This window comes from Pseudomonas sp. RU47 (assembly GCF_004011755.1).
Taxonomy (GTDB): Bacteria; Pseudomonadota; Gammaproteobacteria; order Pseudomonadales; family Pseudomonadaceae; genus Aquipseudomonas.
In genome coordinates this window covers 6,501,371-6,514,906 of sequence record NZ_CP022411.1, presented here as the reverse complement: position 1 = coordinate 6,514,906, position 13,536 = coordinate 6,501,371, and the positions used below count along the sequence as shown (strand labels likewise).

The window sequence follows — 13,536 nt, the reverse complement described above, 5'->3', positions numbered from 1 at the left end:
TGATGAAAAAGTTTTTCAAGAAAGTCGGCGCCTTCCTGCGCCAGACCTGGGTCTGGACCTTGCTGCTGGTGCTGTTCGTGGCGCTGCTGGTGTGGTTCGTCGGCCCGTTGTTGGCGGTTGATGACTACAAGTTCTGGGAGAGCTCGACCTCTCGCTTGCTGACCATCGCTGTGCTGTTCCTGATCTGGGGCCTGACCATGGTCTTCGTCAGCTGGCGCTCGGGTATCCGCAAGAAAGCCGAGGAAGAAAGCGAGGACGGCCAGGACCGCATTCGCCGCGAAGAGCTGATCGACGAAGAGCAGAAAGAGTTGAAGGCGCGCTTCAAAGACGCGCTGAAAACCCTGAAGACCTCGAGCCTGTATCGCGGCCGCAGCGAGCGCTGGCGCAGTGACTTGCCGTGGTACCTGCTGATCGGTCCGCAGGCTTCCGGCAAGACCAGCCTGCTGGACTTCTCCGGTCTGGAATTCCCGATCAACAAGATCGACCGCAAGCTGACCCGCGACACCCTCGGCACCCGTCATTGCGACTGGTACTTCGCCGACCACGGTGTGCTGATCGACACCGCCGGGCGTTACACCACGCAACCGGATGTGGAAGTCGACGGCGGCGCCTGGACGACGTTGCTGGAACTGCTGCGCAAGCGTCGTCGCGGTCGTCCGTTGAACGGCGTGCTGGTGACCATTCCGGTGGAAACCCTGCTCGGTGGCAGTGAGCAGGACATCGATACTTTGGCGCGCCAGGTTCGCGGCCGTCTGCAAGATGTGCATCAGAAACTGCACGTCGACGTACCGGTGTATCTGGTCCTGAGCAAGGCTGACAAGCTGCTCGGCTTCGACGAGTTCTTCGATCAACTGACCCGCGAAGAAAGCGATCAGGTGCTCGGCACCAGTTTCCGCAAGGATCAGGTCGGCACCGACGTCGCTGTGCTGCGCAACGAGTTCGAAGAGCTGCTGCGCCGCCTCAACAGCCAAGTGATCATGCGCATGCACTCCGAGCGCGACACTCAGCGCCGGGGCCGCATCCTCGATTTCCCGCATCAACTGGGGCAGATCGGCGAGCGCCTGTGCCTGTTCGTCGACATGGCGTTCACCGGCAACCGTTATCAGCGTGCAACGCAGTTGCGCGGTTTCTACCTGACCAGCGCGCCGCACCTGACCCAAGAGATGGATGCGACCACCGCCGGCATCGGCGCCAGCCTCGGCATGAGCGCCGGCGTGCTGCCGACCCTGCGCAGCGGTCGTTCGCGGTTCATTCATCACTTGTTCAGCCAGGTGATTTTCCCCGAATCCGATTTGGCCGGTCTGGACAAGCGCGAGCGCAGCCGTATTCATTGGGGCCAACGTGCCCTGTATGTTGGCGCACTGGCGGCACTGGCACTGTTCGGCATGCTCTGGGCGGGCGGTTTCTCGGCCAACTACGAGCGTCTGGAAAACCTACGCAATCTGGCGCAGAACTGGACGCAGCAACGCACGGCATTGTCGCCGCGTGATGACGCCATGGGCGTACTGAAAACCCTCGACACTAGCTATGCCGCGACGCAGGTCTTCCCGAAAAAAGGCGACGTGTCGTATCACGAGCGCGGCGGTCTGTATCAGGGCGAAGACGTCAATCCAGTGGTCAAAGAGGCTTACGAGCGCGAGCTTGAAAAGCAACTGCTGCCACGGGTTGCAACCATGCTCGAGGGGCAGATTCGCGCCAACATGAAGGACCGCGATCGCCTGCTCAACAGCCTGCGCGCGTACCTGATGCTGAACATGAAAGACCGTCGCGATGCCGCGTGGCTCAAGGACTGGGTCGCCACTGACTGGTCGACGCGCTACACCGGCAACACCGCCGTACAGAACGGTCTGAGCACGCATCTGGAGCGTCTGCTGAAACAGCCGTTTATCTACCCGCTGAACGACCAATTGGTCACTCAGGCGCGTCAGGTCTTGCGCAGCGAATCGCTGGCCACGGTGGTTTACCGCATGCTCCGCGAGCAGGCACGCAACCTCCCGGACTACCGTTTCAGCCAACACCTCGGCCCACAAGGCTCGCTGTTTATCGGCACCGAATACGTGATCCCGGGTTTCTACACGCAAACCGGTTATCAGCAGTATTTCTCGGTACAGGGTTCGGCGCTGGTTACCGACATCCTGCGTGACAACTGGGTGCTGGGCGAAGGCGCGGGCATCAGCGATATGGACTTGCGTCGCCTGATGGTCGAACTGGAGCAGCTGTACTTCCGCGACTACGCCAACTACTGGAGCGAAGCGGTTGGCCAGGTTGCCCTGCCGCCGATCAGCGACGCCGGTGAAGGCGCCGAGCAACTGGCGGGCCTGACCTCGGCGAATTCGCCGGTGCTGGCATTGCTCACCGAAGTGCGCGAGAACACGCGCTTCCAGGCGGCTGCAGATCCTGTCGAAGAAGCTGGCGACGCTGCTGATGCGCTGGCCGGGCAGAAAGGCAAACTGGGTAAGGTTGGCAAACTTGCCGCCGCCGCAGCGGACAAGGCTTCGGCCCTGAACGTGGCGAAGACCCTGCCGGACACCGCGAAGAAGTCGCTGCAACGCCGCTTCGAACCGCTGCATCGTTTGCTCGATGACAACAACGGCCCGGCGGCGGATCTGACGCCTGCACTGAGCGCGCTCAACGACCTGCAACTGCAACTGGCCGGTCTGGCCCGTTCCAGCACGCCGGAACAAGCCGCGTTCGAAATGGCGAAAACCCGCATGAGCGGCCAGCGTGATGCGCTGACCAACCTGCGCAATGCGTCCAGCCGTCTGCCGCGTCCACTGAGCGTGTGGTTCAACGTGCTGGCCGAAGACTCGTGGCGTCTGGTGCTTAACGATGCTTACCAATACCTGAACGGCCGTTATCAGAACGAGCTGTACAGCGTGTATGGCAAAACCATCAGCAAGCGTTATCCGTTCAGCGCCAGCAGCACCAGCGACGTAGCGATCAGCGATTTCCGCGAGTTCTTCCGCGCTCAAGGCACCGTCGACCGCTTCTTCGACAGCTACCTGCGTCCGTTCGTCAGCGGCGATCCGGGCAACTACCGCATGCGCAGCGTCGACGGCCACAGCCTGCCGGTATCGAAGATGTATCTCGACCAGATGGCAGCGGCGCTGACGATTCGTCAGAGCTTCTTCTCGATCAACCCGGCCGAGCCGACCGTGCAGTTCAAACTGGAGCCGTACACCCTCGATCCGGCGGTCAGCCGTTCCGAGTTCAAGTTCGGCGACAAGACCATGGAGTACCGCCACGGTCCGATCCTGCCAATGTCGTTCAAATGGCCGACCGATGCTGAAGACGGTCGCACCAGTCTGGTCATGGACAAAATGGCCGGGCGCCCGATCGGCATCGAGAAGAACTCCGGCCCATGGTCGCTGTTCCGTCTGTTCGACCTGATGCAGACCGAGTACCTGAGCGGTCGTGACGTGCTGGTGCTGAAAGCCGATGTAGGTGGCCTGCGCGCCAACTACCTGCTGACCAGCCAGCGCACGCCGAACCCGTTCGACATGGGCGTACTGCGCACCTTCCGTATGCCGGTGCAGCTCTGATGCTGGTGGCCAGTGCCTGGCGCAGCGCGGCGCGTACCGACCCGGGCAAGGTGCGGGCGCGCAACGAAGATGCCTTCCTCGACTCGCCACAGCAGGGGCTGTGGGTGGTCGCGGACGGCATGGGCGGTCATCAGGGTGGCGACATCGCCAGCCAGTTGATCGTCGCCAGCCTGGCTGAACTGCCGCAACACGAGGACTTCGACGAACGCCTCAAAGCCATCCGCCAGTGCCTGCACTGGTTGAACCGGCGTTTGGGGCAGGAGTTGACGGTTACCGCCGGACGCCACGACAGCATCATGGGCAGCACCGTCGTGGCGCTGCTGGTGGAAGGCAATCGCGCGGCCTGCATCTGGGCTGGCGATAGCCGCTGCTATATGTGGCGCGGGCAGCGTCTGTATCAGCTGTCCAAGGACCATTCGCTGCAACAGCAATTGATCGACGAACAGCAAATGAGCGTCGAACAAGCGGCGGCTCACCCGGCGGCTCAGGCCTTGACCCGAGCCGTCGGCGCCGCCGAACAACTGACCCTGGATGTACTGGAACTCGAGGTCTATCCGGGCGATGCGTTTTTGCTCTGCAGCGATGGTTTGTATCAGGGCCTGAGCAGCGATGCCCTCGGCAACGCCCTCAGCCTCAGCGCGCCGCACGTGGCGCTGGAACGTTTGTTCGACGGTGCCCTGCGTGGCGCCGCGCGCGACAACCTGACAGCCGTGGTGATCCGCCAATGACTGAAATCGAATCCTCAGTCGATGACTTGCTGATGAGCGAAGAACAGGCCAGCAACCTGACCTACTTCGCCTTCGCCAAGGAAAACAAGGCAGAGCCTTTGCTGGCGCCGACCAAGGCCAGCATCGGTGCACTGCCGGATGTACTCGCCGGTCGCTACCACCTCGAGCGTCTGCTCGGGGCCGGTGGCATGGGCGCCGTTTACCGGGCGCGGGATCTGCTGCACGAACAGTTCGGCGATCCCGATCCTTACATAGCGCTGAAAATCCTCAGCGAAGAATTTGCCGAATCGCCGGACGCCAGTGCCTTGCTCTACAGCGAGTTCGCCCTGACCCGGCGTCTGCGCCACGACAACGTCGTGCGTGCACACACTTTTGAAGTCGACACCGATTGCCAGCGGGCCTTCATCACCATGGAATACATGCGTGGCCTGACCCTGGACAAATTGCTCTGCGAGCGGCCCCTCGGCCTGCCGTGGCAAGAACTGCGCGACATCGTCCTGCCGCTGCTCGACACGCTGGCCTACGCCCACGGTCGCGGCGTGCTGCACGGAGACCTGAAACCGAGCAACGTCATGCTCAGCGAAGACGGCCTGCGCCTGTTCGACTTCGGCCTCGGTCAGGCAGAGGAGGGCATCTTGCCCGGCCTGCCACACCTGAGCCGCGAACGCTTCAACGCCTGGACCCCGGGCTACGCCGCCCCCGAACTGCTTGAGGGCCAACCGTTGTCGGCCAGCGCGGACGTATACGGCGTGGCCTGCGTGATCTTTGAGCTGGCGGGCGGCAAACACCCGTTCCGCCGCTTGCCCTCGACCCAGGCCCGCGACGAGCACCTGGAGCGCGAACTGCAAGCACCGGCGAATTTACCGAAACACGGCTGGCCAGCGCTGCGAACCGCGCTGAGCTTCGACCCGGCAGAACGCAGCATCACTGCCCAACAATTGCGTGACGCCTTGGGCGCCACTTCGTCCTGGCTGCAACGTCTGCGACTTCGGGCGTAACGGATGACATTCGAACAGGGAGCACTTTATGTTCAACCCAGCTAACGAAACCCACTTCAGCCTCAAGGTCGAAGACTACGTCGGCGACCTGCAAGTACTGTCGTTCACCGGCACCGAAGGCATCAGCCAGCCGTTTCGTTTCGACCTCGAACTGGTCAGCGAAAACCCTGATCTGGACCTCGAACAACTGCTGCACAAGCAGGCGTTTCTCGCATTCGATCCGCAGGGCAGTGGCATTCACGGCCAGATCTACCGCGTCGCCCAAGGCGATGCCGGTAAGCGCCTGACCCGCTACAAAGTGTCGATGGTGCCGCAACTGCAATACCTGCATCACCGCACCAACCAGCGCATCTACCAGCAGATGTCGGCGCCGAAAATCATCGCGCTGATCCTCGAAGAACACGGCATCAAGGGCAACGCCTACAGCTTCCAGTTGAGCCAGCCGTGCCCGGATCGCGACTATTGCGTGCAATACGACGAAACCGACCTGCACTTCGTCCAGCGCCTGTGCGAAGAGGAAGGCATTCACTACCACTTCCAGCACAGCGATAAAGGCCACCTGCTGGTGTTCGGCGACGACCAGACCGTGTTCCCCGATCTCGGCCAGCCGACCGCTTACGTGCAAGGCAGCGGCATGGTCGCCGAAGAACCGGTGATCAAAGGCTTCAAGCTACGCCTGGAAACCCGCACCAGCCGCATCACACGCCGCGACTACGACTTCGAAAAACCGCGCCTGCAAATGGAAGCGGCCTACAAACCAGAAAGCGGGCCTGATGCCGAGAGCACCGAGCCGGATCTCGAAGACTACGACTACCCCGGCCGCTTCATCGACCGCGCCCGTGGCAAGTTCCTCAGCCAGCGCGCCCTCGAACGCCATCGCGCCGACTACCGCCAGGCCGAAGGTCGCGGCGACCAGACCAAACTGGTCAGCGGCCACTTCATGGCGATGTCCGACCACCCGCGCAGCGAGTGGAACGACCTGTGGCTGCTCACCGAAATCTTCCACGAAGGCAAACAGCCGCAAGTCCTCGAAGAAGGCGTGACCAGCGACACCACCGACAACAAGGACGACTTTCACCAAGGCTACCGCAACACCTTCCTCGCCACCCCGTGGGACGTGTTCTACCGCCCGGCGCTCGAACACCCGAAACCGCGCGTCCTCGGCAGCCAGACCGCCATGGTCACCGGCCCCAAAGGCGAAGAAATCCACTGCGACCAGTACGGCCGCATCAAAGTGCAATTCCACTGGGACCGCGAAGGCCTCGCCGACGACAAAACCAGCTGCTGGCTGCGCGTCTCCAGCTCCTGGGCCGGCGACCGCTACGGCGCCATCAGCATCCCGCGCATCGGCATGGAAGTCCTCGTCACCTTCCTCGAAGGCGACCCCGACCAACCCCTCGTCACCGGCTGCCTGTACCACAAGGAAAACCCGGTGCCGTACGCCTTGCCGGCGAACAAGACTCGCAGCGTGTTCAAGACGCTTAGCTCACCGGGTGGTGGTGGGTACAACGAACTGCGTATTGAAGACAAGAAAGGTGCGGAGCAGATCTACATTCATGCCCAGCGCGATTGGGATGAGAACGTTGAGCATGACCAGAAGATTCGGGTCGGTAATGAACGTCACGACACGGTGGTGAAGAACACCTACACCGAGCTGAAGGCTGAAGAACACCGCACCACGATCTCTGACCGCAAGATTGAAGCGAAGCTGGATGATCACCTGACGATTGGGCAGAACCAGCATGTGAAGCTGGGCACGGCGCAACTGACCAGCGTGGGGAAAGAGATTCACCTTAAGGCTGGGGACAAGATCGTTATTGAGGCGGGGACAGAGCTGACCATTCTTGGGGGTGGGAGCTTTATCAAGCTTGATGGCGGTGGGGTGACGGTGGTTGGGCCGGTGATCAAGATCAACGCCGGTGGCTCGGCTGGGTCGGGGACTGGCATCGGGATTAAACCGCCGGTGCTGCCGGGGGCGGCGGATAAGGATAAGGCGGGGAGTTTGATGGATCAGGCGTTGGGGAATGCGGTGCCTGAGAAGGTTAAGCCGACAGTTGATTACCCTTTCTCGCTTTGAGCGGACGGACAAGCGTCAATATGAACAAGGAATTTTTTGAATGATCATTAGCCCTCCATTTCTTCCTACTCCGGTAGCGGGAGAAACCGACGATGCTTATCTGGCACGTGCCATGGTTGGCGGTATTCCCGGTGATGGTGGTTATCCGCTGAGTTTTGACCTTAATTGGCATGGTGGCATCCATTTGATGGCCCCCCAGGATGGGGGACGTGCGTTGCCAGTAAGAGCAATCTGCGATGGTACATTGGTTTATTTCCGCGATTCCGCTCCAGAAAACGACGATCCAACTAATCCGCTAAATTTTCGAGGCGGATGGACGGACAAGGGTTGCGTAGTTTTGCGTCATGAGACCGAAATTGGTGAGGAGGCACAGTCGAAAGTAATTTTCTATTCGATCTATATGCATTTATCGAAAATTAATCTGGCTAGTCCTCAGATAGGGAAAGTAGTCAGCAGAAAAGAGTCTCTTGGTGAGGCGGGCAGTATATATGGATCTAAAGGCCGGATTCATTTTGAAATCATTGCTGATCAAAGTCAGATAACAAATATCACGGGTAGGGATACTAGAGATCTAAGTTATCAGGCGCAGAGTGGGCGGAAAAATAGTTGCTGGGGTGATATGTATTTTTTCGTGCCTCCAGAAGTTTTGTTATATAGCACGCCACCAAACGATCGCCGCGAATCGTTAAACAACGCATCGGTCGTTTATCGTCCTCCTGCCATGCCACCGACCGTGCCAGTCCAAGAAGGTGGCAGCACCACGTCATCCGTAGGCAATCCCGCTACGGTTGGGGGATATGAACCGGCGGTAGCGTCGTTATTGCAAAACGGAATTTTTGTGCGCATGCGTTACGAAAAAGGCGAGTGCCAGTTAACTTCTTTTTATCTGACTGGCCAAGAAATCGGAACTCAGGTGGAGGAGTCCGGATATGCATACAAACTTTATGACAAAGCTAAGCAATATTACCCACAATCGCCTAGTGCGGGTTATGAAATCCTAAGATTCGGACGTGTACTAGGGCCGGATAATCTCCAGCCCACTAACGCCGCGCATTGGCGCCAAATTAAGTTCCCTGGTAAGTCCGGAGAAGAGAGCAAGTCTGGTTGGGTGAACCTTAACGCTGATAGTGTTACAAGATTCAGCGATGCAGATTTTCCTCAATGGCAGGGGTGGCACCTGGTCGATGATGATGCGGACACGGATAGTCATTGTCAGTCAGACTTTGTAAAAGGCATTTTGGGGTTGGGAACGGGTACGGTTGAACACGAAAATGGTGATGCTGTGAGTGTTGCCAACTCCGTTGGATATTCAACCCTTTCAGATGAACAGAAGAAAAACTTATCAGAGCGTTATACAAATGAACGTGCGCTAAGTATGTCTCGGCTTCGTTCTGATGATACCCAGCAATCGCTAAAGCGGCTTATATGTAAATTCCCGACGGAATGGACGGCAGACGATTTTGATACTCGCTATGGTTGGTTGTTGAAAGTTGCAGATGGCGGTCCGATGCCTCAAGAGCAATACGAAAAAATAAAAAATCATCAAAAAGTTCTTGCTTTCTGGGAGCAAGCCAATTTAGTTGGTGTCGAAAAAAAACATTGGCATTTCCCACCCGTAGAGTTTATTCGTTTATTCAGGAAATGCGGTTGGCTTAGCGGTGACGAATTGAGGAAGGTTCTTTGGCCGGCGCCCGCTGCTGGAAAGGAACGGGCAAGCAGTTTACGAGTGCAGACTAATAAAATGCTGTCTAAATATCAGATTTCTAATTCAAAACTTCGGATTGCCCATTTTTTTGCACAAGTTGGTATTGAAACCGGCTGGTGGCGAACTCGAGAAGAAGACGGGAATGAAGCCTATTTCCGAAAAAATTATGAAATTATGACACCGGCTGAAGCAGGTGCTGAATATGATAGGTGTGTAACTCTAAATCGAAATCTACCCTCAGGTCGTCGCCCGGTTGAGCTACCTAATCCAGGACCACATCCTAAGCCCACCATCAATCGACCCGATTACGTAGCAACACGGCCTGGACAAATAGCAACAAAAGCTGCAGGGATGGATAATGGTGCCGCTAACTCGTCACATGGTGGGATGTTGGGAGACGGTAATAGATTTCATGGTCGAGGATTTCTGCAAATAACGGGTCGAAGAAACTATAAAAGTTACGAGGGATACCGAGGAAAAAATTTCACTACGGACCCCAATCCACCACTTTTGGCTTCAGATGATTACAATGCGTGTGATGCATCTGGTTTCTTTTGGTCGAGAGAGAAAATCAATGCGCGTGCTGATAAAGATGCTACACCAGAGACTTGTAGAATAGTGGGCTCAATAATAAATAGAGGAAGCCCAAATAAAATACCTTTGCATGATGTAGAAAGGAAGGACGCACTAAAATCTATATGGGGTGTGCTTAATGATGAAGTCTAAATTTTATTCCCTGCTGAGTGTCATTGGCTCTATATTATTCGTTGGTACTGTTTTCGCGGGTGAGTCAGAATGTTCGTTTGATTTTAAGGGGTCGAATTTTGTAGTTTCAAGCTGTGCTAAATATGATAAGGAGTTGGTTGTGAGTTTAAGTCCTACTAATTTATCTGCTAACGCTAATTCCTTCGACAAGATTCCTACTGTTTTAGTGATTGGAGTGAACCCTGAAGCGGCGCTAAAAAAAAATGATCTGCAATCTGCTGGTTCTTACAATGGTCTGATTGAACTTCCTGATCCGGAAGGGATAGAACACATTTCAGACGCTCCGGAATCAGCGAAAATTAAGCTTGCAGGGAGTGGTTGGAAAGTCCTGGATATGAAAGTAGTTGAGTATGAAGGAGTTCAGGGTGGTGAAGGTTTTTTATTTGTGTGTAGTACGCTTAAAAGAATAAACAAAAAAGATGCAGCAATCGTCGCTCAGTGTAATAGTTTTTATAATGAGGACATAACAGAGTTGAATGCGCTATTGAAGTCATTAGATGGATGACTCCCATAATGCAGTAGGGAGATGGTGAGAGTGCGGCGGTCTGCATTTAGGTGAAAATGTGGACAGACTACGTTTTAGTAATTATCAGAATGTAGACTGTCCCATTTATTTTCAGTAGTTATACCAAGCCGAAGCACTTCACTTTGCACTTAAGGGAACTTAGGATGAGGGTGGTAGCTTTTTTTGTGTTCGCGGTTATGGCGTCAGTGGTCAATGCGAACTGTAGTTACGGGGTTGATTTAAACGGGGGTGGAGTCTGCGATTCGTATAGTGTTAGCCCGCTCGAGGATGACGGTACAGTTTCGCGAATCACTATCGATATAGGCGGGAGCGACAAGTCAGTTTCGGGGGATTTTGAACTTGGAGATGGTGGGCTGTCAGTAGGTTATCTCCCAGGCGAATTCTCGTTGTTGCTGGATTTTTATACTCGTAATACTGATCTTACGCAGTATAGTTTTAGATGGAGCTCTGCGCAGAAAGATTGGGTGCTCTATAAAAAATCTACATGGGTTGAACCTAGTAGGGATGAGAAATATACCTTGGGTGGTGAAAAGGCTCCGATTGATGAATTATTTCCGCAGCAATTTAATGTCCAGCGTGTAGTATGTTGTACTCTGTTTTCTCAGTTTTCCGAGAGCGGGCCTAACTTTGGCTTTTTGAGTGATGAAGCCAAGCTTGTAGAAATCAGAAAAGACTTTAAATATATAGCTGATAATCTCCATCAGGGTGAAAAAGGACAATTGTTTTTTGGAGTTGATGGTGGCGGGAATAAAGTAAGAAGGAATATTCCCCAAGAATTTGTGTATGAGCTTACTTTGATCATCTCCGATGATAATGTCGGGCCTTTGAATGATTATGCCTATTATTTATCTCGTAACCAGAATAACGTCTTAGCTGCTTTGCTTTTGAAGGAGATACATAAAAAATTCCCGGAGAGAGTCGTTGCGACGTTGAATTTAGCAGATGCCTATTGGGATATAGGAATGAAGTCCGACGCATGTACGCTTTACAAAGAATACATCGCTAAAATGACAAAGAACGGAAAAGGTGGACGTATTCCACAGTCGGCGAAATCTCGAGGAAACTGCAAATGATACGAGCAAGTAGAAAGTTAAGTTGGGGGCAGGCTACGTTTTATTAGTCATCAGAAAAGACGTGGCCTGTACCCGGGTGGCCTCTTTCGATGTTTCGCTACAGTTAATTTTTTTGAGATATATGCAAATGGTTAGACTCCTGATGCTTTTGCTATTTTTATATATCGGTGCAGCAAGGTCCGCATCAATAGAGCATAAGCTACTGTGCAAAGAGGTGGGCTCTAGCGAAGCAGTAAAATTGGTGCTTTCTGTCAAAGAAGAAGTTTTTACCCTTGAGGGTTCTGATCGCGGCTGTCGGTCTGAGTATGTCTATAGAGCGGTGCCAGCTGAATACGGTGCACCTTTTATATTTTCTTATCCAGCCAGTGATGAAATGGGACTTAACGCTCAGGTCATGATTTTTTCTGCTTCAGCTAAAGAAGGGATGGCTCACTATATTGGATCTATTCCCGCAGGCGCTTCTGAGTTGCAGGATGGAAGTTTTAAAGATATTCAGCAGTCAGGTGGCTCAATATACGAGAGCATTTACCGTATAGAAGGTCATGAAGTTTTGACCTTGATGCCAGGCAAGGAGTTGATAGTTTCTGATGAACAATGTGTTTTCAAAGAAAAAAGCGGTGGTGCGTGCCAGAAAATGCAAGGTAGTTTCAGAAAGCCGGTTTGCGTTTTTAACTACGGTGAACGCAAGGTTCTTGCCGATGCGAAAGAATGCGTGGGTATGAGTGAAAGCCTTTAAACCGATGGAAAGCGGGGCGGACTTTCAGTTGGTTCTCAATCCGCCCCCTCGTGCCGCTTACGTTTTTGCTTCTTGCCTCGCCGCTATCAATTCTTCCAGATGATCCAGCGCACGCTCGACCATAAGCTGTGCGCCATCTGCAATTCGGCTAAGGGCCAACGCTACGGAGCGGTTCGATCCATCGACATCGTCCGCTAGTTTGGCGGCGATGGCGCTGATGGACAGCATGTCTTCGGAGGCATTGGCCAAGAGGGCTTCCGGATCAATGCCGGTTGAGATGGTGAAGAGTCTGCCTTTACGGCGTTTGGATGGTTTGTCGTTGGTAGGTGGGAAGTAATGGGCGAAGGCACGGTCGGCGGCTTCTTTGTCGAGCGTTGCAGTGTTGAGGGATTCTTCGGCGGGGGTGCCAGTGTTGTCTGGCGGGTTGGGCGTCACTTTGAACATGGATGTATCTCCGTCTGTATATGAGGAGCCACCACCGTTCGCTTGCACGCAAATAAGGTGGCAGCTGTGCGCAGGTGTGCAAGACCGGGCAGACGGACCCGGCAGATCGCTCTCGAAAGAAGGATCTCCCACGCACAGCCGCCATACAGTCGGTAACGCGTGCAGGGATATGCCCGATCAGCGACCAATGACGTTGCGCGTCGTCTTTTACCCGGACTTGCACGTCCGTGTCACCGTTTTTTGCGGCGACAAATCAAGGTTAGCGGCGAATGGGAAGGTCGGATAGTTCATGGATGGCTCGGCGTCTTGCGGGAAATGTCCGACGAACATGACATCCGTTTAGCAGTAGATCGAAAGATCGTGACTTCTGTTTAAGTGGTTGCGACACAGTGAGGATCTTTCTGACAACAACGGCTTATCCACGTAACCGACGCCTACCGATGACAGGTTTTTTGTGGAGAAAGTCGGGAGTGGAACAGCAGTGAACCCGACTCTCATAAGGAAATGAACATGAAAAAAGTACTTCTTCTGCTGGTCAGCCTCTTCCCGTTGATGGCGCACAGCGCAGTCACTACCGAATCACTCTGCTTCGAACTCTCGCAATCCAGTCCGGTAAAGTTCGAACTCCGCACTTATTACGACGAAGCCAGCAAATGGTCGGGCGGCTTCGTCAAGTACGCCAAGTCCAGTGAACCCATTTCCATTGTGCTGACGGATTCAGAAAACGAAATCCTCGACCCGGATGCTCCTTGGCAGCACACCAGAACCTGGTCTGAAGTCGTCAACGGCAAGGTCACGGGTAGCTATGAGTTGATGACACAAGGCTCGCAGATCGTCTCGATGTCTTACACAAAGCAGTCCAACGGTAAGGCTTATAGCTTCGGAATCAGCACCAGCATCGACTCCTCTCTGGAGTCCGGATGCAAGTGGGAGTAGAGCGAG

At 54.8% G+C, this 13,536-nt stretch carries 10 protein-coding genes; 9 read left to right on the top strand and 1 reads right to left on the bottom strand.

Translation table 11 applies throughout. The features are described from left to right. Positions 1-2 precede the first annotated feature (2 nt). The 8 genes from tssM to CCX46_RS29910 all read left to right on the top strand — a co-directional run bounded on the left by tssM (position 3) and on the right by CCX46_RS29910 (position 12,150). Positions 3-3,542, top strand: coding sequence for a type VI secretion system membrane subunit TssM (gene tssM / locus CCX46_RS29945; protein WP_127930258.1), 3,540 nt, complete (start codon positions 3-5; stop codon positions 3,540-3,542). Next, on the top strand, positions 3,542-4,270 hold the full coding sequence (locus tag CCX46_RS29940) for a PP2C family protein-serine/threonine phosphatase (RefSeq protein WP_038359322.1): 729 nt from the start codon (positions 3,542-3,544) through the stop codon (positions 4,268-4,270). The genes tssM and CCX46_RS29940 overlap by 1 nt, the downstream gene beginning before the upstream one ends. Then, entirely contained in the window at positions 4,267-5,268 is a 1,002-nt protein-coding gene (locus CCX46_RS29935) for a serine/threonine-protein kinase (protein ID WP_127930257.1), read from the top strand. The genes CCX46_RS29940 and CCX46_RS29935 overlap by 4 nt, the downstream gene beginning before the upstream one ends. 28 nt (positions 5,269-5,296) lie before the next feature. Further along, positions 5,297-7,345 carry a type VI secretion system Vgr family protein gene (locus CCX46_RS29930; protein ID WP_127930256.1) on the top strand — a complete coding sequence of 683 codons (2,049 nt, stop codon included), beginning with the start codon at positions 5,297-5,299 and terminating at the stop codon, positions 7,343-7,345. Between the two features lie 40 nt (positions 7,346-7,385). Beyond that, the gene (locus tag CCX46_RS29925; protein WP_127930255.1) at positions 7,386-9,776 is read left to right on the top strand and encodes a M23 family metallopeptidase; all 2,391 of its coding nucleotides are present in this window, start codon (positions 7,386-7,388) and stop codon (positions 9,774-9,776) included. Then, on the top strand, positions 9,763-10,320 hold the full coding sequence (locus tag CCX46_RS29920) for a hypothetical protein (RefSeq protein WP_127930254.1): 558 nt from the start codon (positions 9,763-9,765) through the stop codon (positions 10,318-10,320). Before CCX46_RS29925 ends, CCX46_RS29920 begins: the two co-directional genes overlap by 14 nt. Before the next feature lie 164 nt (positions 10,321-10,484). Beyond that, a complete protein-coding gene (locus CCX46_RS29915; protein ID WP_127930253.1) occupies positions 10,485-11,414 on the top strand; it encodes a tetratricopeptide repeat protein in 930 nt (309 codons plus the stop codon). 142 nt (positions 11,415-11,556) lie between these two features. Further along, positions 11,557-12,150: a hypothetical protein gene (locus CCX46_RS29910; protein ID WP_177413889.1), complete on the top strand. Its 594-nt coding sequence runs from the start codon at positions 11,557-11,559 to the stop codon at positions 12,148-12,150. Positions 12,151-12,207: 57 nt separating this feature from the next. Here the strand turns inward: CCX46_RS29910 and CCX46_RS29905 are convergent, their stop codons facing one another. Beyond that, positions 12,208-12,594, bottom strand: coding sequence for a DUF6124 family protein (locus CCX46_RS29905; RefSeq protein WP_127930251.1), 387 nt, complete (start codon positions 12,592-12,594; stop codon positions 12,208-12,210). A 510-nt stretch (positions 12,595-13,104) separates the two neighbouring features. Here CCX46_RS29905 and CCX46_RS29900 point away from each other — a divergent pair. Then, on the top strand, positions 13,105-13,530 hold the full coding sequence (locus CCX46_RS29900) for a hypothetical protein (protein WP_127930250.1): 426 nt from the start codon (positions 13,105-13,107) through the stop codon (positions 13,528-13,530). Positions 13,531-13,536 lie beyond the last annotated feature (6 nt).

Excerpts from the sequence above, each read along its gene's own strand:
- tssM (WP_127930258.1), top strand. The coding sequence starts at position 3 with ATGAAAAAGTTTTTCAAGAAAGTCGGCGCCTTCCTGCGCCAGACCTGG.
- CCX46_RS29940 (WP_038359322.1), top strand. The coding sequence starts at position 3,542 with ATGCTGGTGGCCAGTGCCTGGCGCAGCGCGGCGCGTACCGACCCGGGC.
- CCX46_RS29935 (WP_127930257.1), top strand. The coding sequence starts at position 4,267 with ATGACTGAAATCGAATCCTCAGTCGATGACTTGCTGATGAGCGAAGAA.
- CCX46_RS29930 (WP_127930256.1), top strand. The coding sequence starts at position 5,297 with ATGTTCAACCCAGCTAACGAAACCCACTTCAGCCTCAAGGTCGAAGAC.
- CCX46_RS29925 (WP_127930255.1), top strand. The coding sequence starts at position 7,386 with ATGATCATTAGCCCTCCATTTCTTCCTACTCCGGTAGCGGGAGAAACC.
- CCX46_RS29920 (WP_127930254.1), top strand. The coding sequence starts at position 9,763 with ATGATGAAGTCTAAATTTTATTCCCTGCTGAGTGTCATTGGCTCTATA.
- CCX46_RS29915 (WP_127930253.1), top strand. The coding sequence starts at position 10,485 with ATGAGGGTGGTAGCTTTTTTTGTGTTCGCGGTTATGGCGTCAGTGGTC.
- CCX46_RS29910 (WP_177413889.1), top strand. The coding sequence starts at position 11,557 with ATGCTTTTGCTATTTTTATATATCGGTGCAGCAAGGTCCGCATCAATA.
- CCX46_RS29905 (WP_127930251.1), bottom strand. The coding sequence starts at position 12,594 with ATGTTCAAAGTGACGCCCAACCCGCCAGACAACACTGGCACCCCCGCC.
- CCX46_RS29900 (WP_127930250.1), top strand. The coding sequence starts at position 13,105 with ATGAAAAAAGTACTTCTTCTGCTGGTCAGCCTCTTCCCGTTGATGGCG.